The 25,111-nt window shown below is 58.7% G+C and carries 20 protein-coding genes; 18 read left to right on the top strand and 2 right to left on the bottom strand.

Going from position 1 to position 25,111, the window contains the following annotated elements; genetic code table 11:
• The first annotated feature begins 48 nt into the window (after positions 1-48).
• From gmd to HYT87_02875, 14 genes are all read left to right on the top strand, one after another.
• Positions 49-1,044, top strand: a complete 996-nt coding sequence (gmd, locus tag HYT87_02940) for a GDP-mannose 4,6-dehydratase (protein MBI2058701.1) — start codon at positions 49-51, stop codon at positions 1,042-1,044.
• 62 nt (positions 1,045-1,106) lie between these two features.
• Positions 1,107-1,961, top strand: coding sequence for a hypothetical protein (locus HYT87_02935; GenBank protein ID MBI2058700.1), 855 nt, complete (start codon positions 1,107-1,109; stop codon positions 1,959-1,961).
• A gap of 2 nt (positions 1,962-1,963) precedes the next feature.
• Complete coding sequence (locus HYT87_02930; protein ID MBI2058699.1) at positions 1,964-2,767, top strand: ABC transporter ATP-binding protein; 804 nt, start codon at positions 1,964-1,966, stop codon at positions 2,765-2,767.
• Entirely contained in the window at positions 2,764-3,546 is a 783-nt protein-coding gene (locus HYT87_02925) for a hypothetical protein (GenBank protein MBI2058698.1), read from the top strand. The genes HYT87_02930 and HYT87_02925 overlap by 4 nt, the downstream gene beginning before the upstream one ends.
• 14 nt (positions 3,547-3,560) lie before the next feature.
• Positions 3,561-4,328: a prepilin peptidase gene (locus tag HYT87_02920; GenBank protein ID MBI2058697.1), complete on the top strand. Its 768-nt coding sequence runs from the start codon at positions 3,561-3,563 to the stop codon at positions 4,326-4,328.
• Positions 4,325-5,404, top strand: coding sequence for a hypothetical protein (locus tag HYT87_02915; GenBank protein ID MBI2058696.1), 1,080 nt, complete (start codon positions 4,325-4,327; stop codon positions 5,402-5,404). Before HYT87_02920 ends, HYT87_02915 begins: the two co-directional genes overlap by 4 nt.
• A 10-nt stretch (positions 5,405-5,414) precedes the next feature.
• Positions 5,415-6,773 (top strand): sigma-54-dependent Fis family transcriptional regulator, encoded by a 1,359-nt coding sequence (locus tag HYT87_02910; protein MBI2058695.1) that lies wholly within the window; start codon positions 5,415-5,417, stop codon positions 6,771-6,773.
• A 12-nt stretch (positions 6,774-6,785) separates the two neighbouring features.
• Positions 6,786-7,325 (top strand): hypothetical protein, encoded by a 540-nt coding sequence (locus tag HYT87_02905; protein ID MBI2058694.1) that lies wholly within the window; start codon positions 6,786-6,788, stop codon positions 7,323-7,325.
• Between the two features lie 337 nt (positions 7,326-7,662).
• Positions 7,663-12,060 (top strand): Eco57I restriction-modification methylase domain-containing protein, encoded by a 4,398-nt coding sequence (locus HYT87_02900; protein MBI2058693.1) that lies wholly within the window; start codon positions 7,663-7,665, stop codon positions 12,058-12,060.
• Positions 12,061-12,120: 60 nt separating this feature from the next.
• Positions 12,121-13,872, top strand: a complete 1,752-nt coding sequence (locus tag HYT87_02895) for a hypothetical protein (GenBank protein ID MBI2058692.1) — start codon at positions 12,121-12,123, stop codon at positions 13,870-13,872.
• A 159-nt stretch (positions 13,873-14,031) separates the two neighbouring features.
• The gene (locus HYT87_02890; protein MBI2058691.1) at positions 14,032-14,871 is read left to right on the top strand and encodes a type IV toxin-antitoxin system AbiEi family antitoxin domain-containing protein; all 840 of its coding nucleotides are present in this window, start codon (positions 14,032-14,034) and stop codon (positions 14,869-14,871) included.
• The gene (locus HYT87_02885) at positions 14,868-16,283 is read left to right on the top strand and encodes a nucleotidyl transferase AbiEii/AbiGii toxin family protein (GenBank protein ID MBI2058690.1); all 1,416 of its coding nucleotides are present in this window, start codon (positions 14,868-14,870) and stop codon (positions 16,281-16,283) included. Before HYT87_02890 ends, HYT87_02885 begins: the two co-directional genes overlap by 4 nt.
• Positions 16,284-16,291: 8 nt before the next feature.
• On the top strand, positions 16,292-19,696 hold the full coding sequence (locus tag HYT87_02880; protein ID MBI2058689.1) for a helicase: 3,405 nt from the start codon (positions 16,292-16,294) through the stop codon (positions 19,694-19,696).
• Positions 19,697-19,800: 104 nt separating this feature from the next.
• Positions 19,801-20,535 (top strand): hypothetical protein, encoded by a 735-nt coding sequence (locus HYT87_02875; protein MBI2058688.1) that lies wholly within the window; start codon positions 19,801-19,803, stop codon positions 20,533-20,535.
• A gap of 92 nt (positions 20,536-20,627) precedes the next feature.
• Here the strand turns inward: HYT87_02875 and HYT87_02870 are convergent, their stop codons facing one another.
• The gene (locus HYT87_02870; GenBank protein MBI2058687.1) at positions 20,628-21,152 is read right to left on the bottom strand and encodes a hypothetical protein; all 525 of its coding nucleotides are present in this window, start codon (positions 21,150-21,152) and stop codon (positions 20,628-20,630) included.
• Entirely contained in the window at positions 21,142-22,428 is a 1,287-nt protein-coding gene (locus tag HYT87_02865; GenBank protein MBI2058686.1) for an MFS transporter, read from the bottom strand. The genes HYT87_02870 and HYT87_02865 overlap by 11 nt, the downstream gene beginning before the upstream one ends.
• On the opposite strand from HYT87_02865, the gene HYT87_02860 reads away from it, so the two are divergent.
• From HYT87_02860 to queD, 4 genes are read left to right on the top strand one after another with little or no spacing between them, the layout of a single operon-like run.
• On the top strand, positions 22,427-23,041 hold the full coding sequence (locus HYT87_02860; GenBank protein MBI2058685.1) for a 7-cyano-7-deazaguanine synthase: 615 nt from the start codon (positions 22,427-22,429) through the stop codon (positions 23,039-23,041). The genes HYT87_02865 and HYT87_02860 overlap by 2 nt on opposite strands.
• Positions 23,038-23,775, top strand: coding sequence for an SDR family oxidoreductase (locus tag HYT87_02855; protein MBI2058684.1), 738 nt, complete (start codon positions 23,038-23,040; stop codon positions 23,773-23,775). The genes HYT87_02860 and HYT87_02855 overlap by 4 nt, the downstream gene beginning before the upstream one ends.
• Before the next feature lie 35 nt (positions 23,776-23,810).
• Positions 23,811-24,563, top strand: a complete 753-nt coding sequence (locus HYT87_02850; protein MBI2058683.1) for a methyltransferase domain-containing protein — start codon at positions 23,811-23,813, stop codon at positions 24,561-24,563.
• A gap of 1 nt (position 24,564) precedes the next feature.
• A complete protein-coding gene (gene queD, locus HYT87_02845; GenBank protein ID MBI2058682.1) occupies positions 24,565-24,972 on the top strand; it encodes a 6-carboxytetrahydropterin synthase QueD in 408 nt (135 codons plus the stop codon).
• Positions 24,973-25,111 lie beyond the last annotated feature (139 nt).

The following is a 25,111-nucleotide window of genomic DNA, read 5'->3' as shown; positions in this document are numbered from 1 at the left end:
GTAATCGCCGGTGAAGAATCAATACAGCGCCCAAGCCGCCTGCCTTGTATGGAACGTCCGTTCCGGAAGGGAGGATGGGAGGTGAAACGAGCCTTGATCACCGGCATTACCGGACAGGACGGTTCCTATCTCGCGGAACTGCTCCTCGAGAAAGGCTACAAGGTCTTCGGCATGGTCCGGCGGACCAGTACGGAGAAATTCGATCGCATCCAGCACTTTATGGACAAGCTGGAGCTGGTCCAGGGCGATCTGACCGACCAGAGTTCTCTGGACGAGGCGGTTCGGAACCACAAACCGGACGAAGTATACAATCTGGGTTCGCAGTCCTTTGTACCGACCTCTTTCAACCAGCCGGTCCTGACGGCGGAGATCACGGGGCTGGGGCCGGTTCGCGTGCTTGAGGCGATCCGACGAATGAAGCCCGATACGAAATTTTATCAGGCGTCCTCGAGCGAGATGTTCGGCAACACGAAGGAAGTTCCCCAAAGGGAAACCACCAGTTTCTATCCGCGCAGTCCGTACGGAATCGCGAAAGTCTATGCGCACTGGATCACGGTCAACTACCGGGAGAGCTACAATCTCTTTGCCTCGTCCGGTATTCTGTTCAATCATGAGTCGCCGCGGCGGGGTATCGAGTTCGTCACGAGGAAAATTACGAACATGGTCGCAAAGATCAAGCTCGGTCTGGCCGAGAAGCTGCCCCTGGGAAATCTGGAGGCGAAGCGCGATTGGGGTTTTGCCGGCGACTATGTGGACGCCATGTGGAGGATGCTCCAGCAGCCTGGTCCTTCGGACTTTGTGGTGGCTACGGGCCGGTCGCGGAGCGTGCAGGAGTTCGTGGAGATTGCCTTCTCTTCGGTGGGCCTGGATTGGAAGAAACACGTGGTGCAGGACCCCAAGCTGTTCCGACCGGCGGATGTGGACCATCTCATCGGCGATGCCTCGCGGGCGCGGGAGAAGCTCGGCTGGAAACCGAACGTGTCCTTTGAGGAAATGGTTCGGATGATGGTGGAGAATGATCTCCGCCAATTGAATCGGTCCTGATCGCGTCCCGCGATCTTCGTTTCCTTTTCCCTTGTGCCGTTCCTATAATGCCCCCTACGGGCATGCGTGTTTTCAAGGCTCTCTTTTCGGCGCTTTTTCTCGTGGGCGCGGGCGCCATCGTGTGGCAATCGTCCGGGGCGCTGGATCAGGCCCGTGAGAAAGCGAGGCTGGCGGCCGAGGATTTCCCGGCGGTGCGGACGAGCCGCGTACTGACGGGCGGTTTCGCGTCGCTCGCAGGCGATTGGTGGTGGGTGAAAACGATCAACTTCTACGGGAACGTGCTGGCTGTCCGCCGTGACGAGAAAAAGTTCTTGGAGCGCATTGCCCCCATGGATGGGTACCTTCGAACGACCACGGGATTCGATCCTTGGCTCGTAGAGGCCTACTACTTTGGCGGTGTGGTGCTCGGCTGGGACAAGAAGGACGCCCGTGAGGGGATCAAACTCATGTGGGACGGCCTGCGGCACCACCCTGGTAATTGGAAGCTCTGGTACTACCTCAGCTTCAATCACTTCTTCTTTCTGAAGGAATTCAAACCTGCCGCCGACGCCCTCCTGCGAGGAACGCTGCTCCCGAATGCCCCTCAATTCTTCGTCGGCCTTGCGGAAAAGGTCTACCAGAACGAGGAATTCATGAGCATGGCGCTGGACTATCTGGCCGTGGCGTGGAGCGATACCAGGGATCCCCAGAAAAAAGAGGAAATCTCCCGGAAAATGAAAGAGTATGGGTCGAGGTTGAACATGGAAGAACTTCAGAAACGGGTCAATCGGTTCAAGTCGGAGCGGAGGCGGTGGCCGGAGAACCTGGATGAAATGGTGAAGGCAGGGATCTTGACCGAGATCCCTCCGGACCCGCTGGAAGGGAAGTATTTCCTGGATTCCGAACACCACGTTCGGAACACTCGGTTGAAGGACTGACCGTGGCCCCACCTCCTCTGAAATCTCAGATCTCAGATTTCAAATCCCAAACGGGCGGCGGGGTGGTCCCACCCGTCATCCAATTCCAATCGGTTTCGAAAACCTACAAGGTCGGCTTCTTCCAGAGAAAAGTCACCGCACTCCGGAATTTCAACTTGGATGTCCACCGAGGAGAAATTATCGGATGCATCGGACCGAACGGAGCGGGAAAGACGACGGCCATCAAGATTCTCCTCGGGCTGGTCCGACCGACATCCGGGGGGGGGACGATTCTCGGCCGACCCTTTGGGAGTATCGATGTGCTGCGGCGCGTGGGTTTCCTTCCCGAACAACCGTATTTCTATCAGGCGCTGACGGGCGAACAGTTTCTCCGCTACATGGGGGGGCTGTACGGCCTCCCGGCGCCGGACTTGAAAATCCGAGTGCCGGCCCTCATCGAACGCGTCGGCCTGAAAGGGCGGGAGGGCCTGGCTCTCTCCAAGTATTCGCGCGGAATGCTCCAGCGCATCGGACTGGCCCAGGCCCTTCTGCCGTCGGCCGAGGTGGTCATCCTGGACGAGCCGATGACGGGTTTGGACCCCTTGGGTCGGGTGTTTGTTCGCGACCTTCTCATGGATCTGAGAAAGGAAGGCCGGACCATCTTCTTTTCAACGCACATTCTGCATGATGTCGAAGTGCTGTGTGATCGCGCGATGCTCCTCATCGGGGGAGAACTGAGGAAAGTGGTGGACCTTCGGGAGGGCGGCAAGGTGAATCTGGAGAAGATTCTGGTTCAGGAACTCCGCTCGGCGGGAGGATTGGGGTGATCCTTCGTCAGATCGCTGCCGTCGTTCGCTACAATCTTCGGGAGATCGTCAAGGACCGTTTCTTCTACGGGCTTTTCGTATTCGCGCTCCTCCTTCTGGGTCTCGGCATGGCGCTGGGAACCGCAACATTTGGCGCGGAATCCAAGATCGTCTTGGATGCGGGACTGGCCGGGGCCGAACTTCTCGGAGTCTTTCTGGCCGTGATTCTGATTATTGGAAGCATGTCTCGTGAGATGGAACGAAGAACCATCTACGTGGCGGTGACCAAGCCGATGCCCCGGTGGGCCTTCGTCGTCGGCAAGTATGCGGCCGCCGTGCTCGCCGCGTCGGCGTTGTCCTGTGTCACGGCGATCATCACCGTAGGCGTCAACGTCCTTGTCGAAAACACCTTTCGCTGGGGGGTCCTCAAGGCCGTTCCCTTCATCTGTTTCCAGATCGGTCTGGTCGCCTCGGCGGCCCTGTTTTTCACGATGGTGTCCACGCCGATCCTGAGCGGCCTGCTGACCGTTTTCTTGTATGTGATCGGCCACACCATCGGCGAGGTGCGTCAGATCGCCGAGTCCCTGCCTTCAAGAGACCTGTGGATGAAGACCGTGGTGGATGCGGCGTATCGTGTGTTTCCGGATTTGGAGAAACTGAACGCCCGCTCCGATGTCATCTCGCACCTGGGCCTGATGGGCCCCCGGGAAACCGCCTTCGCATTTCTGTACAGCCTGGCTTATGCATCCATTTTCGTCTGGCTCGCCTCGCTGGTGTTCTCGAAGAAGGATCTGAAGTGACCTCACCGCCCGTGATGCAGGCGGTCGCCGGCGTCTTCGGCCTCTTCGTCGGCAGCTTTCTAAACGTGTGCATCTATCGAATTCCGCGGGGGCTTTCCATCGTCTGGCCGGGGTCCTTTTGTCCGGGATGCCATCTGGCCATCCCCGCCTACGACAATGTACCGGTGCTGGGCTGGTTGTGGCTCCGCGGGCAGTGCCGTCGATGCGGCCGCCACATCCCCGTCCGTTACCCGATCGTTGAGGCGATGGCGGGCCTTCTCGCGGCCGGCCTCTTTGCGCAAAACGGCCTGTCGTCGACGACTCTCCTCCATTTCGTTTTCGCCTGCTCCCTTATTGTGGTGACGTTTATCGATGTCGACTTCCAGATCATCCCCGACCGAATCAGCCTGGGGGGAACGATTGTCTTCCTGCTCACATCGTCCTTCGTCCAGACGGACGTCGGCTGGCAGAGCGCGGTGATCGGCGCGCTCTTCGGGTCGGGTCTCCTCTTCGCGGTGGCGTTTGGATACGCGAAAGTGGCGAAGCGCGAGGGACTCGGGGGAGGGGATGTCAAGCTCCTGGCCATGATTGGGGCCTTCTTCGGGTGGAAGGGCGTGCTCCCGACCCTGTTCGTGGGGGCCCTCATGGGATCGCTGGTCGGTGTGGCCCTGATGATACTGAAAAAGGCCGACCGAAAAACGGCCATTCCCTTCGGGCCGTTTCTCGCCCTGGGGGCGCTGACCTACCTATTCTTCGGGGACGTGTTCAATGAATTCCTGTTTCCTTGGAGGGGAGGATTGTGAAGCCCGCGCGCCTGCACCTCCTGCTCGGGCTCATCGTTGTTTTCTGCCTCGTGCTTTGGGTCGCTCTGACGTCCGGCGCGGTGTTCATGGCCGCGCGGCTGCGAGGTCTCGCCCCCCCCGCGGAATTGTACAGAGTCGCCCGGATCTTTCTCATGTACGGGCTTCTCAATCTCTTCCTCGTGGCCGTGGCGGGTGTTCTCCTGGCCCGCCGGTGGGCCGTTCAGGCATTCGGGACCGCAGGTGTGCGCGATGCAGGGGGAGATTCCGATCGGCTGATTTCCGAGGACGCCGCCCGGATCGAAAACAATATCCGGGCCCTGGTGGATCGATTCAGTAGGGAGGCACTGGAAGAGAAAGACATCGCACTCGAATCGGAGCGCGCAGCGGAAGAGTTGAAGCGGCTCTACGGTGAATTGGCGCGCGCGGAGCGGCTGGCCATCACGGGGCGGCTGGCCTCCGGCCTGGCCCACGAGGTGGGCAATCCGATCGGCATCATCATCGGATTCGCCGAACTGCTGCCGCGCGAGGGGAAAACGCGCGACTACCGGGAGAAAATTCTGTCCGAGGCCAACCGCATCAAAGATCTCATTGCCCAGCTTCTCGATTTCGCGCGGCCCGCGGCGCCGCGGATGGTGAAGACGGACCTGCGCAAACTCGTCTCCGATACGCGCGATCTCGTGCAAGGGCAGAAGGCTTTCCGAGGCATCACGTGGGATGTGTCGCTTTCCGGCCCGCGGTCGTCCGTGCTGGCCGATTCCCAGCGGCTCAAGCAGGTCCTGATGAACGTCTTCTTCAATGCCGCCGATGCCATGCCTCATGGCGGCGCGCTCCGAATCGCGCTGAGCGAGGAAGGGGAAAGTCGCGTCCTCAAGGTGACCGACACGGGCACCGGCATCCCCGAATCCAACCTTGACGCCATCTTCCAGCCCTTCTACACTACCAAGCCGGGTGCTCAGGGAACGGGCCTCGGCTTGGCCATCTGCAGGCGGCTGATGGAACAGATGCAGGGAGCGATCTGGGCGACGAGCGAGCTCCGGAAGGGAAGCACGTTCCACCTGCGATTGATGAAAGCATAGGAATTTCACCATGAAGATTCTCGTCGTAGATGATGAATCCAACTATCGGACCCTCATCCAGGAGGCGCTCACGCCCCAGGGATATCGGGTCAAGGTGGCGGGCTCCGTCAAGGAAGCCATCGGCCAGTTGGAGGAGGAAACGTTCGATTTCACGCTCTGCGATCTCCGCATGCCGCAGGAAGACGGCATGGACTTCCTCAAACGCGTCCGCGAGAAGGGATACCAGACGACCGTGATCATCACGACCGCGTACGGGAACAACGATCTGGCCCTCGATGCCATGCGGAACGGCGCCTACGACTACCTGTCCAAGCCGTTCCGCCCGGAGGAGTTGGTGCTCGTCTTGAAAAAGGCGGAGGAGCGCGAGCGCCTCAAACGCGATCTGCCGTGGGCCAAACCGGACCCCAAGGCAAAGTCGGGATTCCAGAACATCGTCTCGAAGAACCCGGAAATGCAGAAGGTGTTCGACGTGATCAAGAAGGTGGCGGACTACAAGAGCACGGTTCTCCTCCACGGCGAAAGCGGCACGGGCAAGGAACTGGTGGCCCGGGCGATCCATTACTCGGGCGAAAGAGCGGGGCGCCCATTCGTGGCCGTGAACTGCGGAGCGATCCCGGAAACGCTGCTTGAGAGCGAACTGTTCGGCTACGTCAAAGGGGCATTCACCGGGGCGGGGAAGTCGAAAAACGGTCTGTTCGAAGAGGCCCATGGAGGCACGCTGTTTCTCGATGAAGTGGGAGAAATCCCTCTATACCTTCAGGTCAAGTTGCTCCGGGCGCTCCAGGAAGGCGAGATCCGCCGCGTGGGCGATACCCAACCCGTTCACGTGGACGTGCGTGTCATCGCGGCCACAGCGAGAGTCCTGCTGGAGGATGTGTCGAAGGGCCGATTTCGACAGGATCTGTTCTACCGGCTCAATGTTATTCCGCTCACACTGCCCCCCCTGCGGGAGAGAAAAGAAGACATCCCGATGCTCGTGAATCATTTCTTGGAGAAGTACGCCCATCTGGCGAACGACAAGCAGAAACAGGTGAGCTCGCAGGCGATGGAATTTCTCCAGAAGTACCACTGGCCGGGAAACGTGCGCGAGCTGGAGAACTCGATCGAGCGCGCGCTGGTGCTGTCGGAGCAGAAGATCGTGGGGCCGCAGCACCTTCCACCGGCCATTCGCGACTACAATCCGGACAAGGACATCACGGAAATCCGGGAAACGGTGTCGCTGAAGATCGCGACGGAGATATTGGAAAAGGATCTGATCGCCAAGGCGCTCAAGATGACCCGCGGGAATAAGAGCCGTGCATCGAAGCTCCTGGAGATCAGCGTGAGAACACTCATGTACAAAATGCGCCAGCACGGAATCCAGAGCTAGGAGGGGGTGGCGATGAACCTGAACGAACTGAGGCGGAGGAGCCGCGAAGAGTTGGACCGGGTTTTCGAGGCGGGGAGCAAGCCCTCCTTCGATCGATGGGTGGGTTTTGAGTTCCGCGGCTTCAATCCGCCGATGTTCGCCAGGATCCTCGGATTCCAGAAATTCAAGAAAGGGTTCTTTCTCAAGGAGCAGGCAGGTAAGAAGGCGCCCTTCGGATACAACATTCCGGTCCGCCAGAGCCGGCCGGAGGATCCATGGGTCTGCAAACCCTCGGACGATCATCCCAAGAGGTTTGGGTTTTACCTCGTGCGCGATGGATCGGAGGCGGGAGAGAAATCCCCGAAGGCCGACTCCCTTTTCCTTGACTACGGAAGCGGGGGCAATCCGGCGGCGGACGTCACGAAATTCATCCGCGACTTCGTGGTCCAAGTGGAGCCGAAAAACGCCGATCTCTACCTCGGCCAGGCCCGCATCGCCATCGGCCCGGCTTGGCTCTTCACCAACTACTTCATCCTCGAACGCGACCGTCCCGCGCCTTCCTTCACCGGCTGACCGCCCGACAATCGCCACCTGAGGGGTTGCCAACCCCCCACCGGCGATGGCCGGCACCTAGCCCCGAACATCTTCGATGGGGCGACCCCGGCTCTGATGGTGATGCATATGGCAGTTCTCGTCACCACCTTGCAGGGCGGCGCCAGGAGGGCTTGGCCGTCCCGCGACCGGCCGGATGCCACCAAGCGGGGCGATCCAAGGTGATGCGTTTGCTGGAAATCGTCAGGTAGCCCACTGGACCCCGGAGGACCGGCATTTCTTGGGGTAAGAGTGCCGGGGTTCTCTTTCCTGACCGTGCGAGTTGACCCAGCGGTCGAACTGGCCGATATTTCAAGGCGTGAATGAAGCGTCGAAACTCGTTCTTGACCTTGAACTGACCCACCACGACGTTCAGCCGCTATCATCCCCGGATGCAGTAGCCGCGCTCTTCACCAGGCTTGGCTACGATACCTCGGGTCGGACAAAACAGACCGCTGCGAATTTGGGAATTACCGCGGAGGGAGCCACACGGCCGATCAAGAACATCGAACTGATCGCAAGTCAGGAGGGTGGTCTGTTTCAGGTGTATCTGCTCGAACTGTCAAGTGTCAATATCTCCCACACGCGTACGCTGGCCCGCGCCTTCCGCAACAGGGCCGGGAACTACCTGCTGGTTTTGACGAGCGACTATGAACGGCTCGATTTCGTTATCCTGGAAAAATACCTCCCACCGGACACGCAGGAACCCGCCGGAATCGGCCAGAAACAGGTGGGCATCCGCCCAAGGATTCTTACGGTTGATCGGCTAAAGCCCGAGAGGGTTCATCTCAGAGTCCTCCGACGCTTCACGTGGACGGAGAGCGACGCCTTCGCCCAATACGACAAGCTCCTCGGAGCCTACGCCACCGCGGACTGGTCGGAGGACCATTTCAACAACCGTGCGATCTTCTCCGACTACTACCTCCTCAAACGGCTGCCCGACTTGTCTTCCGCATGGAAAGAGGATCCGAAACCGGTCTATCTGCGCCTGCGAACTCTCTACCAGGGTGCGGCCGACCGGTTCGTCAATAAGAGCGAGTCGGTTCTACGGAAGGAGCTTGTGGTGCCGGTCTTGGATGCCCTGGGCTTCAAGTGCGCCGAGGGAAAGCGCTCCGGAAGCCCGGTTTCAGAGGCGGACTATCGCCTCCATTCTCCAGACGATCCGAAGACTCTTCTCGCGGGATGCCTCGTCTATCCGTGGGCGAGATCGCTGGACGGTAAGGATGACAGGCGCGACAAGGAGACCCCCGAAGAGAATCCAGGCGCCGTCGTCGTGAGCTTGCTTGAAGAGGGGGAGTCGCCGTGGGTCATCGTGACGAACGGGAAGCTTTGGCGGCTCTATTCCCAGAAAACGCATTCAAGGGCGACCAACTACTACGAGATCGACCTCGATGAGGTGCTGGCCGAGTCGGGTCCTCGATCCGGCGATTTCGCGGATTCGTTCAGGTATTTCTGGGCGGTCTTCCGTCGATCCGCATTCGAGAAGCAGGAAATGGAACGCGAGGGGAAGAAGGTTCACCTATCCCTCCTGGACCGTCTTGTGGTCGAAAGCGAGGAGTACGCGAAAGAACTGGGAGAGCGGCTAAAGACACGGGTATTTGAGGATGTCTTTCCGCATTTGGCATCCGGATTCATCCATTCCATTCGCGAACAGGTCGACCCCAAGTCCGCGTTCACCGAAGAGACGCTCGACCGGATTTTTCAGGGGACGCTCACGCCTCTGTACCGGATTCTTTTCCTTCTCTATGCGGAGGCGAGAGATTTGTTGCCGGTCAGAGAAGTCAGAGGATACTTCGAATCCAGCCTGACGAAGCTCAAGAAGGAGATCGCCGAGTCAGGCGGAAAGATTGAGGACGAATCCGCGAAGAACCTGGGAAAAGCCTTCAGGCAGGATTCCTATGGTCTGTACGATCGTCTGCTGAGATTGTTCAGGGTCGTGGACGAGGGCGAACCCGCAATGAATGTCCCGATGTACAACGGCGGCCTGTTCCTGACGAAGCCCGACAAGGACGACGAAACGCCGGAAGCCCAGTCCGCACGATTCCTCAACACCGCCAAAGTGGCGGATGCGTTCCTCGCCCCCGCGCTGGACCGCCTGTCGAGGGATGCCGATCCGAAGCTGCTTGAGCTTGTATTCATCGACTACAAGTCGCTCGGCGTCCGCCAACTCGGTTCGATTTATGAGGGTCTGCTGGAATTCAAGCTTCGGATTGCCGGCGAGAAACTCGCGATCGTCAAAGAAAAGAACCGGGAATTCTATGTTCCCTTCGAGGAACTGGATGCCAACGCGAAGGAGAAGGCCGAGAAACAGGAACGCATTGTCAGGAAGGGGCAGTCCTACCTTGAGAATAACAAACGGGAACGGAAGGCTACGGGGTCCTACTACACGCCGGACTACATCGTGAAATACATCGTCGAACACGCCATCGGTCCCGTTTTCAAGGAGAAATTCGAGGCCATGCGGCCGAAACTCCGCGAAGCCCAGCAGGCGCGACAAGCCTTCTTTAAGAAACAGGAGGCCCTGGGGAAGCAAGGCATCAAGCCTGAGCCGGCGAGCAAGGCAGATCTCGTTGGGCAAGAACTGGTGGACGAGCTTTTCAATATCAAGGTACTCGACCCCGCGATGGGCTCCGGACATTTCCTTGTGGAGGCCGTGGACTTCATCACGGACAAAACACTCGATTTTCTGAATGCCTTCCCGTGGAATCCCGTCGCCGCCTATCTGGAGCGGATGCGCAATACGATCTTTTCCGAGATGGATGAACGGGGCATCTCGATCGACCGGGGGCGGCTTACGGACGTGAATCTGCTGAAACGGCACGTCCTGAAACGGTGCATTTACGGAGTGGACCTCAACCCCATGGCGGTCGAATTGGCCAAGGTTTCCCTCTGGCTCGACTGTTTCACGCTTGGCGCTCCGCTGTCGTTCCTGGACCATCACCTCCGTTGCGGGAACTCGCTGATCGGTGTTTCTGAAAAAGACCTCCAGGACGTCCAGAAGGGCCAGTTGAATCTGCTGGGCGGCACCCAGTTCGCAGGCGTCAAGGCCGCTGCCGGGGCCATGATTCAAGTGGGTGCGCTGCCGGATGTCACATCCGCTCAGACGCGAGAGTCTCGTAAGCAATACAATCTGGCCGTAGAGTATCTTGCGCCCTTCAAGAGGTTGTTCGACGCGTACGCGAGCCAGTGGTTCGGGAATGAACCGGTTGCGTCAGGAAAGGGAAAGAAGAAGGTCGTTCACAATCGAGTCGAGGAGTTCCTTCGGGACCGGACGGCGCCGGAGTGGTCCCTGAAGCCCGACAAGGCGAAGCTGTCCCCTGAAAACAAGAAACTCCTGGAGGCTGCGTTGCGGGCCTCTGAGGAAAAGCGGTTCTTCCATTGGGAGATCGAGTTCCCGGAGGTCTTCTATGGCCCGCGCCCGGGGACCCAGCAGACCATCGAGCGTTTGGAAGGCGCCGGATTCGACGCCGTAGTCGGAAATCCACCGTACGTCCGGCAGGAAGGGCTGGGACAGGACAAACCGTTTTATGAAGTCTGCTACAAGGATGTTTACTCCGGAGTTGCGGACGTCTATGTGTATTTCTACTCTCGGGGTCTTGGCCTGTGCCGGGTGGGAGGGCGGTTTGGAATGATCACCTCCAACAAGTATTTGAGGGCCGGCTACGGAGAAGCTTTGCGAAAATATCTGAAGAAGCAGTCCGTCGAAAAGATCATCGATTTCCGGGATCTGCCGCTCTTCCCGGAGGCGACGGCGTACCCATTGGTTCTAATCGCCCAGAAAGAAAATCCAGTGGAAGGCCATCAAGTGAAAACGCTTTCCGTGGAAACGATGGGAGAGGCCGAAAACGTGAAGGAAACGGTCGAGACGCGGGGGGTGCCCATCCTCATTCGGACTCTTCGTGACGAGGGATGGACCCTCCAGAGGCCGGAAGTGCTGAAACTCTTGGAGAAGATTCGGGCGGGCGGGAGGCCGTTGCGGGAGGTGATCGGGGACAAATTCTACTATGGCATCAAGACCGGCTACAACGAGGCGTTCGTGATCGACGGGGCGAAGCGTCAGAAGTTGATTGCCGCGGATCCCAAGAGCGATCAGATCATCAAGCCTTTCCTGCGGGGCCGTGACATCAAACGCTGGCGCGTCGAATGGGCGGGGTTGTACTTGATCTTTACGAGGCGCGGGATTGACATCAACAGCTACCCGGCAGTCAAGGAGCACCTTCTCCCGTTCAAGAAACGCCTTACGCCTGGGGTGCCGGGCGGCAGAAAGCCGGGTTCATACAAATGGTACGAAATCCAGGACAGCATCGACTACTACGCCGAATTCGGGAGGCCGACGATTCGATACCAAGTCATCGCAACCTATCAGCAATTCGCTTTCACGTCGAAGCCCTTCCTGTCCAACGACAAGACCTGGATCGTACCTTCCGGGGATTTGACCCTTCTGGCGGTCCTTAATTCGCGAGTTGCGTGGTGGTTCCTCGACAAGGTCGCCGCCAAGCTCGAAGGCGGGGCTTACGAACTGCGATCCACATACGTTGGTGAAATACCGATTCCTGCCTTCCCAGAGCGGGACCGCGAAAGGTTGGCAGGGCTGGTAGCCGAAGTATCCGAAAAGAAGCGAGATGCGAAGGAAATCGAGAGGGAGATTGATCGGACTGTTTGTCGCCTCTACGGCCTCACCGATGGCGAAATCGCCATCGTGGAAGGATCAAAGTGAAGGCAAGTGTACACACCGAGCATGGTAGGATTTCGAATACGGTCTTGAGAATGCGGGGTCATGGATAATCCTGCGGAGGCCCTACGATATCTCGGCCTGGCACTTGCAACATTTGGCGGCCTTGCCGTCGCAATCCTTCAGCTTGTATGGGGAGGACGCCTCGATAGCATCAGGATTCTCGCCGATAGGGACTTTTGGGCAAGACAAGGAAAATGGCTGCTGATCACCCTTGCCGTGTTCTCAGCATCGCCGATCGTTCTAAGCAGCGGCCTATTCTTAGGATGGTTTCCTCAGGACATGATCGACTCAGTCCTCCTCGCGGGTGTTGTCTACGCGGGCTGTTTCGCGGGCTGTTTATGGGCCATGATCCGAATGGTTACACCACACGAAATAATGCGGCGAGCATGGAGGCGGGTCTTGGAGGTTCGATTACCGCCCGCGGAAAACCGTCGAAAACTGTTGCTCCATCCCGACACCGACGCCCTCTACCAACAGCTATCATTTTGGATTCGGCAATCGGAGGAGGCGCTGGTAGACGAGTGTTTTACGGTGGGTCTGAGAGAACTTGAGACGCGTACATGGGAAGGAGTGCGAGACCGAGTTGCCGTCAACATATACATCGAGGTACTCATCCAGATTCACATTCAAAGCGAAGAACACGAGATGTGGTCCACGGCAATGGGTCTTTTGGGCTTTGGTTGTAATGCCAAGCTTTTCGAGTGCGATGAAGATCCGATGGCTGCGGCAGCATGGCTGGAAGAACGTGCGTTCTTTTTCGTCCAAATGCGCTACCTGATCAGTTTCTCGGAATGTATTGGATTGATCGGGAAGAAGCTGGCTCAGATGATGAAGAGGCCGGACCAAATCGGCATCGCATCCAAACGTGTTTTCGCGCTTGCGGAGGCGGGTCGTGCCCTTGCGCACGAGCGCATACCGAATCAGGTTGGAATAACCATGATCCACCTCGCTGAGAGGCTGCGCCAATTGATACCTGTGCGACCTCAAAACGAGGATGATCTGAAGGAGGCGGTATCGGCAATCCACTACCTCCACGACGACATTGACAGCTTTTTGGAACGGTGGATCGCTTCCACTTATGCGGGCATTACGGATCTATTCGTCACGAGCTTCGGGCAAATCATGACAGTTGCGATGTTGGTGGAGAGTCCAGATGGTGTAGCCAAACGCTTCGCGAGCTTGAGACGTCGGTTGCATCGTTCCGGAAACCCAGAGGCGTTTCGAAGCGCAATGTGGACAGGGAACAGGCTATTGGACCTCGCCCTCGAAAAGCGTAGAGACCAGCCAGCCTACGCCCTCGTTTCGCTTGGTGCGCTGATTGAGTTATGGATGCGCATACTCGTGCTCAAACCGTTTGAAATCACCAGCTTCCTTACGGGTCTGATGCGCGAAGCCGTGCGGGAATGTATCGACCGGCTTCCGAGCGAGGCTGTTCCTTCCTGCTCCCGGCAAGCTGGCCAACTCGCGCGTTGGCTGGCCACTGACTTGTACCAGCTATTGCATTCACGGCCGCAGCTTCTTCAAGACGAAGCCTTCCCCACAATGCTCGACTACACAATGAAGCACATTTTCGTGTTCGGCGGATTTGCTCTTGAGAGTAGAGAATTGAGCTGGGCCGACAATTCGACTCGGGCAGGGGTGAGCTACATATTCAATACTTTGGCCGCGCGTGGCGAGCATTATGACATTCAGGGGATGAGCAAATTCGTCTCGGAGATGCTGAGCTTCGATCGCCAAATTGAGGATAGTGATTCAATAGCGCGCGGCGTGATCGCCCTATTCATTTTCCAATGAATATCCCGTACGTCATCGACAATCAGACGCTCTCCGAAGAACCGGGCAGGCAGCAGCCACCAAAACTCGTTTGAGGTCGCTCCCCATTCTCGCTGCCAACGGATAGGCGGAAAAAGTGAGTATATTGACAGAGCAGCTATTCACCTCTAGTATGAATAAATGCGCTTAGGATATACTGCACTGGCCAAGGGTGAAGTGGGTGGACTCGGGAGGCTCGATAGGCAAAGACTAGCCGAGGTCCTCCGGACCTCCAAGGGAGCTGTGTCTCTAAAAGAGGCCAGCCGAGCGCTTGGATTCAGTTCGACCGCAGCGGCGAAGCTGCTGTCCCGCTGGGCCAAGAAGGGGTGGCTCTCGCGGGTTCGCCGTGGGCTCTATGTCCCCGTACCGCTCGAATCCAGGACGGCCGATGTTCCCCTCGAAGATCCTTGGCTGATCGCCGAGAAACTCTATTCTCCTTGCTACATCGGCGGGTGGAGCGCGGCAGCCCATTGGGGGCTGACGGAACAGATTTTCCGGGCGGTCGTCGTCATGACAACCCGACGTCCGCGAATACGAAATCCGGTGCTGAAAGGCACACCATTTCTGCTGAAGACTGTGCCTGAAGGTGTCCTCTTCGGGCTGAAGCCGGTTTGGCGGGGGCAAGTCAAGGTGTTCGTATCAGATGAAGCGCGGACGATTCTCGACATGCTGGATGATCCCAAGGTCGGAGGCGGAATTCGCTCCATGGCGGACATGTTCTCAAGCTACCTGAGATTAAGGAGCAGGGACATGAACCGGATCATTGATTACGCGATTCGACTCGGTAACGGTGCGGTGTTCAAACGCCTCGGCTACCTGTTGGAGCGGTACGCGCCCGACGAAAAGGAATCCCTCAAGATGTGCAGGGCGAAGATGCCCACGGGCAACGCCCAACTTGACCCGGCGGTTCGGGGCAAACGGCTCATCACCAGATGGCGTCTGTGGGTGCCTGAAAGTTGGCCAAGGGAAAAACCGGAGTGATCGACAAGCAAGAAATCATGGACCTCGCGAGAGAATTCGGGCTCGCCCCGAACATCGTTGAGAAGGACTATGTCCTGGGTTGGTTATTGGCGGGCATCGCGCACCACCATGCACTTGGCTCAAGCTGGATCTTCAAGGGAGGCACATGTCTCAAGAAATGCTTTTTCGAGACGTACCGTTTCTCGGAAGACCTGGATTTCACCTTGAGAGATCCGGATCACCTGAAGGAGGAATTCCTTTCGAAAACGTTTGCCGAAGTCGCTACATGGACTTATGAGGCGACCGGCATAGAGCTGCCTGCCGATGCGCACCGCTTCGATATCTACACGAATCCCAGGGGCGGTCAGTCGGCACAAGGGCGGCTCGGATTCAGAGGCCCCTTGGGGATGCGCGGCGATCTGCCGCGGATCAGGCTCGATTTGACGGCCGATGAAGTGGTCGTGCTGGAGGCGGCGAAGCGTCCCGTGCACCATCCGTATTCGGACGGACCGGGCGGCGGAATCGAAATACTCTGCTATCGATTCGAGGAGGTATTCGCGGAGAAGTTGCGGGCGCTGAGGGATCGGCTGAGGCCGCGAGACCTCTACGATGTCATCCACCTGCATCGGTACAATGGAGCCGCGCCGGACCGTCACCTCCTGATGGATGCCCTTGAGAAGAAGTGCGCCTTCAAAGGTTTCTCCGTTCCGACAATGGTGGATCTCACGAATCACCCCGGCCTCCGGGAGTTGCAAGCGGATTGGGAAAGCATGCTCAAACACCAGTTGCCAACCCTCCCGCCCTTCGAGCAGTTTTGGCAGGAACTGCCCGGGGTTCTCGAATGGATGCAAGGCAGCGCACAGAAGAAGGAACTGCCTGCGTTCCCGATCACCGTCACCGAGATTGACGAGCCATGGCGCCCGCCCGCCATGGCACAGGCTTGGCACTCACCGGTTCCGCTTGAGACGATTCGTTTCGCAGCAGCGAACCGGCTCTGCGTAGAGCTTGGATACCAAGGCAGCCGACGGCTCATCGAGCCTTATTCGTTGCGGCGAACCAAGGACGGTCGTTTCCTTCTCTACGCTGTCAAGCACCAAACAGGAGAATCCAGATCCTATCGCGTGGATCGGATTCAGGGAGCAACCGTGACGCAAATTCCGTTCGTGCCCAGGTATGCGGTTGAGCTGACCGCTTCCGGTCCCTTCCTCACGCCTCCGACGGCCCAACGGTCCACAGAGGGCAGCGGCTCAGGCGCTCGAATTCGGTCTTCGAGTGCACGGGGACGGGGGAGACCCACCTACGTGTTTGAATGTTCCTACTGCGGGAAGAAGTTCAGTCGAACGAAGAATAACGGACGTCTAAACCCCCACAAAGACAAAAATGGCTACCGGTGCTCGGGCCGATCGGGTTATCTTGTCGACACGAAACATTGAGGGTCGTGATGAAAATACCCTATGTCATCGACAATCAAACACACCATTTGCAGGGTGTCCTCAAGGCGCTTCTCGAAGCGCACAAGGGCCGATCCCTCGATGTGGCCTCGGCCTATTTCACGGTCGGCGGCTTCGGCCTGGTGAAAGAGGGCCTGTCCGGGCTTGGCAATCTTCGACTCCTGCTTGGCTCTGAACCGACCACAGGGGAACAGATTGGCCTCCGGCCCGATCCGGCGGCGATTCGGGGCCTGATTCGCAAGGACCTTGAAGCCCTCCCCTTTGAGGAAAGGACCCTAAGCCTTGTCGAGGACCTGATCGCCTACCTACGCCGTGAATCGGTCTTGGTGCGTCTCCACGATGAGGGATTTCTCCACGCCAAATGTTGGCTGTTCTACTCGGACCGACCGGGGCAGCAGATGCTGTTTGATCGCTTTCGGCCCATCGTGGCCATCGTCGGGTCCTCCAACTTCACCGTGCCCGGCCTTACGTCAAACCGGGAACTGAATCTCGCGCACAAAGTTCTTCTGGAAAAGACAGAGGCTGAGGATACTGAGGCCGCCCGATCCGTCGCCTGGCTCTCCGACGCGAAGCCGAGCGAGAGAATCACCGTAGAGAACAGGCAGCTCCTCAAGAGCGAGGTGGGTGCCCGCGCCATCATTGAGCTGGAACAATGGTACGACCGACAATGGGAGGACGCGCGGGATTTCAAGCACGATCTCATCGACCTGCTCGACGCGTCGAAATTCGGTCAGAAGGAATACACGCCTTACCAAGTCTACCTCAAGGCGCTCTACGAATATTTCAAGGATGAACTGGAAGACGCCCCGCTGACTGGCATGCGCTCAGCGGTAGAGTTGGCGGAATTCCAAGAGGACGCAGTCAAGAAAGCCCGCAAGATCCTTGGGATTTACCACGGAGTCATGGTCGCGGACTCCGTCGGCCTCGGGAAAACGTGGATCGGAAAGAAGCTCCTCGAAGACTTCGCCTACCACATGCGCCAGAAGGCGCTGGTCATCTGCCCGGCAAGCCTGCGCGACATGTGGGAGCGTGAGCTGCGGGAAGCCAGCATCTCGGCGACGGTTGTCTCCCAGGAAGAGTTGGGACGGGAGGAGTTCGACCCGTCTCCCTTCGGCGATGCCGACGTCCTCCTGGTGGACGAATCCCACAATTTCCGAAATCGCACGGCCCAACGGTATGGAAGCCTCGAGAGGATTATCGGCACCAACGGGGGCAGGGGCCGGGACGGCATGCCCAAGAAGATCATCCTGCTGACGGCCACGCCGATCAGCAATGACCTGCTGGACCTGTACAATCAATTCTGCCTCGTCACGAAGGGTGATCGCAGCTATTTCGCGGCCTGCGGAATCGGAGACCTGCACAAGTATTTCCTCCGGGCCAGGCGGGAATCACGAGCAAACAGCGCCACGTTTGCGCTCTACAACCTCCTGGAAGAAGCGGTCATCCGCCGAACCCGTCCGCACATTCGGAAAGCCTACCCGGAGGCCACGATCCGCGGGAAAAAGATTCATTTCCCGGAGCGAAAACTGAAGACCGTCCGCTACGACTTGGAACGCACCTATGCCGGTATCTATGAGGGCATTGTCTCGGGGATCGACAAGTTGAAACTCGCCCCCTACAACTTGGAGGACTACAAGAAGGAGGGGGTGCAGGTGGACGAGATGGAAGCAGGCCGTGAGGAGGCGCTCGTCGGCATTTTCAAGAGCCGTTATCTCAAGAGGTTCGAGTCGAGCGTTGAGGCATTTCGAATCAGCGTCCGCCGCGCCCTCTCATTCCTGAAGACGTTCGAGGAATACATCCTGGGCGGCCGTCTGATCAGAAGCTCAGACTTCGAGAAGGCGATGAGATACGTGGCGAGCGAGGAAGAGGAGGACGATGCGACGCCGCTATCGCGGGCGGAGGAAATTGACGCCAATGAGGAGGCGCGCAAGGTTCTTGAATCTGTTGGGACGGTCGATCCGAATCTCTACGACCTCCGAAAGCTCCACAGGGCCGTTCAACACGACGTTGAAATCCTTAACGACATCTGGCTCCGCATCAAGGACATCAAACCCGAGGCCGATGCCAAGCTTTCACGGCTCAAGGATCTGCTCTCCACGGATTTTCTCGGGAAGAGAGTCCTGATCTTCACCCATTACAAGGACACGGCACGATACCTGTATCGCCACTTGGGGCACCCCGAGAATCCCGCCGCCGAGGCGTTCCGGAAATCACTCGGAGGCGTGAGCATCCGCCGGATGGACAGCGGAGCCGACCCCAAGGAGCGGCTCCGAATCGTCCAGGGATTCGCCCCCAAGGCAAACGACAGGCCCGACTGGATCGGCACGGATCGGGAAATTCATATCCTTGTTTCAACGGACGTGCTCTCCGAGGGGCAGAATCTCCAGGACTGTGGGCATCTCATCAACTACGACCTCCATTGGAACCCGACCAGGATGGTCCAGCGAGCGGGTCGGATTGATCGCATTGGGAGCGATTTCGACGTTCTCTGGATCTACAACATGTTTCCGGACGCCGGATTGGATCGCCTGCTCGGATTGGTCGAGCGACTGAGCAGAAAAATCGCCGACATTGATCGGGCGGGGTTCTTAGATGCCAGCGTTCTTGGCGAAACCGTTCATCCCCGGAATTTCAACACCCTTCGGCGGATCAGCGAGGAAGATGGCGCCGTCATGGAGGAGGAGGAACAATTCGCGGAACTGGCAAGCAGCGAATTCCTGCTCCAACAGTTGAGGGGGGTCATCGGGGCCGGCGGGAAGGAAATGCTGGATTCGATCCCGGATGGTATCCACTCCGGCCTCGTAAAGGCGGGAGCCAAGGGGATCTTCTTCTTTTTCCAGGCGGACGTTCCGGGATCGGGTGTCATGAATTTCTGGAAGTACTACGATTCGAAAACGGATGACATTCTGGATAACAGGTACATTATCGGGAATCTGATCGCCTGTGACCGCGACACCCCACGGGTGGTCGAGCCGAGCATGTTCAAGAATGTCTTCGAAATCCAGGAGAGGATCATCGAGAGCATTCTCAGGTCCCTAGAAGAACAGAAGGCACTACAGTCTGCGCCGCGCTCAGTGGATCCCATCCAGCAAACTCTGGCGACCATTCTTCAAGGCTATGCGAACCACCCAGACCTGGATCGGAAGCGCACGATCGAAGTGATCCGATTCCTGAGTCGGCCCTTGCTGGGCGTCCAGGTGGCGGAGTTGCGGTCCGCCCACAAGGCCTTCCAAAGGGGAAAGGACGTGAGGGGATTGGTTGGAGTGATAGAGGATCTCATGGGGAAGTATGGGGCCGCCGGGGGCGTGGGGGCCGGAGGTTCAAACCGCAAGCCCACGCAGCTCAGCCGTGAGAGCCTGCGCTTGGTCTGCTTTGACTTCATGTCCGGCGGGTAGAGGAGGTGGTCCTTGGCACACCGTAGGCACCGCAACTTCGCATTGGATCGCGGGGATAGGGAGTTGGAGGGCAGATGAGACTACGGATCTCGTGCATGCAATGCATGCGTGAAAACTTCCAAGCAGACCCGGAGGTTATGGCGGCCGAAATGAGGGACGATGGGTTGTTCATTGTGGTCTGCGGGAGAGGCCATAGGAGTGTCACGGCTCTGCAACAGCAGAAGTTTGAGGTCCTATTCGAGATCGGGGCGATGGCTCTCCTGGACGGCTATCCCCGAGAGGCCGTAACAAGCATGGCCTCGGCGCTGGAGAGGTTCTACGAATATTACACGCGAGTGATCTCCATCAAGAACAACATTGTGGATGAGACATACGACCAGACTTGGAAGTGGGTTGTCAATCAATCGGAAAGGCAATTCGGGGCCTATCTCTTTGTCTACATGATGGAGAATCGAGCGGCTGCTGCGACGATTGAAGATGTGAAGCCGGAGCTGTCGGGGGCCTCGAAGGCTCAGACGCGTACATGGCGAGAATTTCGAAATGCAGTCGTCCACAAAGGCTATATTCCCACGAGTGATGAGGCGCTGGCCTACGGCGACATTGTCTATTCCCACATTAACGCGATGGTAGATGAACTGAAGAAACAATATCCGGCTCAGATGGAGAAGGCGACTTTTAAGCACCTCTCGAGAGCCTTTCCGGAAGTACGTGACGAGCCGTTCTCCACGATGGGCGTTCCCACCGTGGTTAGTCTTTCCCGGGGAGATTCGCCCGCACCAACGTTGGGGGAGGCGTTGCAACACTTAAGAAAATACATGGGTTGGCTTCATATTAGGTAACCGGATCAGAAGGGGGGGGCTCGTAGGCTTGGCGGCCGAGGTAACGCATATCGCTCTACTCGTCAGGTCAACGAAGAGATCGGGCGACCGATTCAGGGCCAGAGGATGGGGGAGAGCACGCGGGCGGCCTGAAGAATCTTGGGCCAGAAGTGGTCGATGCCAAAAGCGAGCGCCAGCCAGGAGGGGGCGTAGTCCCATCGTATGACGCCGAGGAATGACCACCGCGAGTAGGAATAGTCCCACGGGCATCGGCCCAGGAGGCCTTTGAAGAGAAGGCCGAATCCGAATTCGAGAGCATAGAAATACGAAGCCGTGATAACGACTCGAACCAGGGTCGGCCATGAGTCCATCGCGTTGTGCACCGGAGCATAGAGAAGGGTCCCTGTCGCGTAGACGGGAATCATCCAAAGAAAGGTGTAGCCGGTCAGCCGGCGATCCCGCTTCTCCCTCCAAGCCGGCGCTTCCTGGGTGATGGACCCCCTCGCGTGGGCGTTCCAACTCTTGATGAAGGAAGGCGAGATGAAATCGGCTACGGCCGTGAACACGATCTCGCCGAACATGCCGCAGAGGACTCCCAGCACCGCGAGCGCGATCCGCGCTCCGCCGTCAAGTTCCATCGGCTCGTTTCGCCCCCGGGACGGTGGTCGGGATGTGAAAGACCAGAAGAGCCAGCAAGGCGGCGGCCGTGGAGCACACAAACATGATGGTGTAGCCGTAGGCCTTCAGCACGGGTCCCAGGGCAAACGCCGCCAGCGTTGCGCCCACATTGAACGCGCCACTGTAGTAGGCGACGGCGCGGCCCTTCTGGTTCTCTTGCATCATGTCCACCACCAGAGCGCTGAGAGTGGGATAGAGCATGCCGTGGCTCGCGCCGAAGGCCAGGGAAACGAAAATGATCAGCGGCCAGAGTCCGCGCTCCATTTTCGGCGCAAACGTCAGCACCAGCGTGCTCAGACAGAACACGGTGAGAAAAAGCGAGATGGTCGGACGCCGCCCCCATCGATCCGACAGGCCGCCGCAGAAAAGCCTCATCGCCGTGGCCGCGGCCGTGTATCCAATGAAGAAAGTGCTCACGGGGCGCAACCCCCGGGTCTCCATCAGTACGGGCACGAAGATGAGGACGGCCACGAAGCTGGCTCCTGTCAGCAGGGCGGTCGCCAGGGGCGTCCGGAGCCGCATTCCGATCGATTCACGAGGCGGATGGCCGCCGCCCCGGGCCTCGGCCGGCCGGTCGGGTTCTCGCAGCGGAAACACGAAAAGGAGTCCCACGAGGCTCCAGCCCGTCGAAATAAGGAAACCGTACCGATAGCCGATCACTCCGTGGAGAACTTCGCCGATTATGGGCCCGATCGCGTGCGTGACGAGCGTAAAGACGCCGAAATATCCAATGGCGCGGGCGCGCTCGGAGGGCTCCGCGAAATCCACGATGAGCGCGTTGGCCGCAATGAAGGCGCAGGAGAAGCTGGCCCCTTGCAAGGCTCGGAGGGCGCCAAACAGGAACGGGTCGTAGTCCCGAATCAGTCCGAAGGCCAGGGAAACAACGGCCATCAAGATGCAGCCGAGCAACAGGAAAGGCTTCCGTCCGTATCGATCCAGTAGATTGCCCACGAGCGGAATCAGGAACATGGACGTCAGCCCGAAAGATCCCATGATAATGCCGATCTCGGCCTCGTCGCCGCCGAGCGACTGAACGTACAAAGGCAGGAGAAAAAAGGCCGTGAAGGTCAGATGAAAGAAAAAATTGCTCGCGGTGACCAGTTGGAACGAGCGGTCCTTGAGGATCTCCACGGGCGGAGAAACGTACCACGCGGTGATCCCATCATCAAGGTGGACGGCCCGACCTTGGCGCCGCGTTGTCCGCGCGCTGCAAGTCTGGTACCTTCGGCGAATCATGGCCGCGGAAGTCCTGGTTCTGCTTTCAGGCGGTTTGGATTCGGCCGTTCTCCTGGCCTGGGTGAAGGCGCAGGGGAGAACGCCCGTTGTTCTGGATTTCGACTTTCCGGCACGCCTCAACGCGGAACGGCGGGCCGCGGAATCCCTTGCGCGATCGGCCGGCATTGAGCGGATCCACCGCGTCTCGCTCCCGTTCGTTGAAACTCCGAACGAAGCCTTCTCGAATTACATCCCGCGCCGGAATCTGATGTTCTACGGCATCGCCGCGTCGATGGCGGAGCAGTGGTCCTTACCGGAGATCTACGGCGGCCACATCCGATCGGATGCGGATTCCTTCCCGGATGCCCGTCCGGAGTACTTCGAATCCCTCAATACCCTGATTGCGGCCGCTTCCCTTCGCTCCGGAAACCACCGTTGCCGAATTATTACGCCTTTCGTTTCAATGGATAAACCGCAGATCGTGCGGATGGGAAACGACCTGGGCGTGCCCTTTGAACTCACCTGGAGCTGCCTTCGAGACGGAGACGCCCACTGCCGGGAATGCTCCTCCTGCCGGGAGCGTCATTCGGGGTTCCATGGAGCCGGTGTGACGGATCCACTGGAGCGCGATTGATGGATTTGCGCGGTCGTTCCGTTCTGGTTACGGGCGCGGCGCGCCGCGTGGGCCGGGCGATTGCTCTCGTGCTCGGAGAACGTGGCGCAAGTGTGGCCGTGCACTATCGCTCATCCCGGAACGACGCGATGGACACCGTGCGGCAGATCCGCGCGATGGGAGCGCGGTCCGCGGCCGTCCGGGGCGATCTGGCTCGAATCGACGGCGCGCGCGCGGTGGTGCAACAAGCCGAGCGGGAGCTGGGTGGACTATCTGTCCTCATCCATTGCGCTTCGGTCTATGAGCCCCGGCCCTGGGAGAACACGACGGAGGCGGATTGGGAGAAGCACATGAACGTCAATGCGCGGGGCGCTTTTTTTCTGTCCCAACAAGCGGCAAAGGGGATGAAACAACGGCGCGGCGGCAAGATCATCAACATTATCGACTCCGATGTGACACGGCCCTACCGGAACTACACCGCCTATTTCGCCTCGAAGGCGGCGCTGGTGGGATTGACGCGGGCCCTCGCCGTGGAGCTGGCGCCTGAGATTCAAGTGAATGCGGTGGCCCCGGGTGCGGTTCTCCTACCTGATGAATGGGGAATCAAGATCCGACGTTCCATCATCCGCGCAACGCCATTGAAGCGCATCGGGTCGCCGGAAGACATCGCGCGAACGGTCGTCTTCCTTGTAGAAGGGTCGGACTTCATCACCGGGGCCGTCATCCCCGTCGATGGCGGCCGGCATCTGGCTTGATGGCGGTGGATTTGCCGGCTAAGTATCAGGGAGTCTTGGCCTCCCTCTATGATGCCGATAGCGCGTGGCACGATTACGACGCGGAATGCCGCTTCATCGAACGAGCGGCCCGCCCCGCGCAAGCCTCCCGCGGAGCAACCCTGCTCGACCTGTGCTGCGGAACGGGTTCGCATGCGCTGGTGCTGGCCCGGAAAGGACACCATGTCACGGGAATCGACGCATCGCGGCGAATGGTGGACCTGGCGACCCGGAAGGCCCGCGAGTCCGGTCTCGCGCGCCGAGCACGTTTTCAGTTGGGGAATGTGCTGGAGCTTCGTTCGAATGGGCGGCGATTCGACGGGGCATACATGTTGGGTCTCAGCGCACTCCTGGACTTCCTGTTCGGAAGCATGCTTCCCCTCTGTGCGGCGGTGGGATCGCTCCTGCGCCCTGGAGGATTCTTTGTGTTTGACCTGCACGTGGGTACAACCCATCCCCACACTCCACCGCGCGGGACCGCGCGATACCGCGTAGGCTCCACGCTCGCCGGTTTGCGCATTCGGGAGGAGCGTCATCCGGGAGACGGGTTCAGGATCTACCGATATGACTGGACGCTCGAATCCGGTGGAGAGAAGCGGCAGGTCCGGGCTTGGGAGCGGCTCCGGATCGTGAGGGAATCCGACTTGGCGGGACTTATGAGCGCCCTTCGGGCGTCGGGGCGATGGGGATCGGTCGAGCTGGGGAACACCGACAGGTTCAAAAATGGCTACCGGGTTTTACACCTTCGAAAACGCAACGGAGGCACCTGAAATGTTTCGAGTTACCCGCATTCTCAACTTCTGCTACGGGCACCGTCTTTTGAATTATGAAGGGAAGTGCAAGCACCCGCACGGTCACAACGGCCGGGTGGAAATCGAACTGACATCGGACAAGCTGGATAAACGGGGGATGGTGGTGGATTTCGGCGACATCAAGCGGGTGGTTCAGGAATGGATCGATCGAGAACTTGACCACAAGATGATTCTTCGTAAGGACGATCCGCTCGTGTCCAGCCTGTCCGCCCTTGGCGAGCCCTACTTTACCATGGACGTGAATCCGACGGCCGAGAACCTGGCCAAGCTGATTTTCGATTTCGTGAGTGCTCAGCAGTACCCCGTGAGCACCGTCCGCCTCTGGGAAACCGAGAACTCCTTCGCGACTTATTCGGGGACTCCGTAGGGGATCACCCCCCGGCGGGGGGTGTCCTTTCAACTCGGCTTCGACTCGCACCGGATGACCTTCGCCGCCACCGGCCAAGGTCAGTTGACAAAACAGCGGTTCTGACTAGAATGTCCAAAAAAACGGCAAGGTCTTTGCT

The sequence above is a fragment of the Nitrospirota bacterium genome (genome assembly GCA_016180645.1).
Taxonomy (GTDB): Bacteria; JACPQY01; JACPQY01; order JACPQY01; family JACPQY01; genus JACPAV01.
The sequence above is the reverse complement of the archived record's forward strand: the minus strand, read 5'-3'. Positions and strand labels throughout refer to the sequence as shown.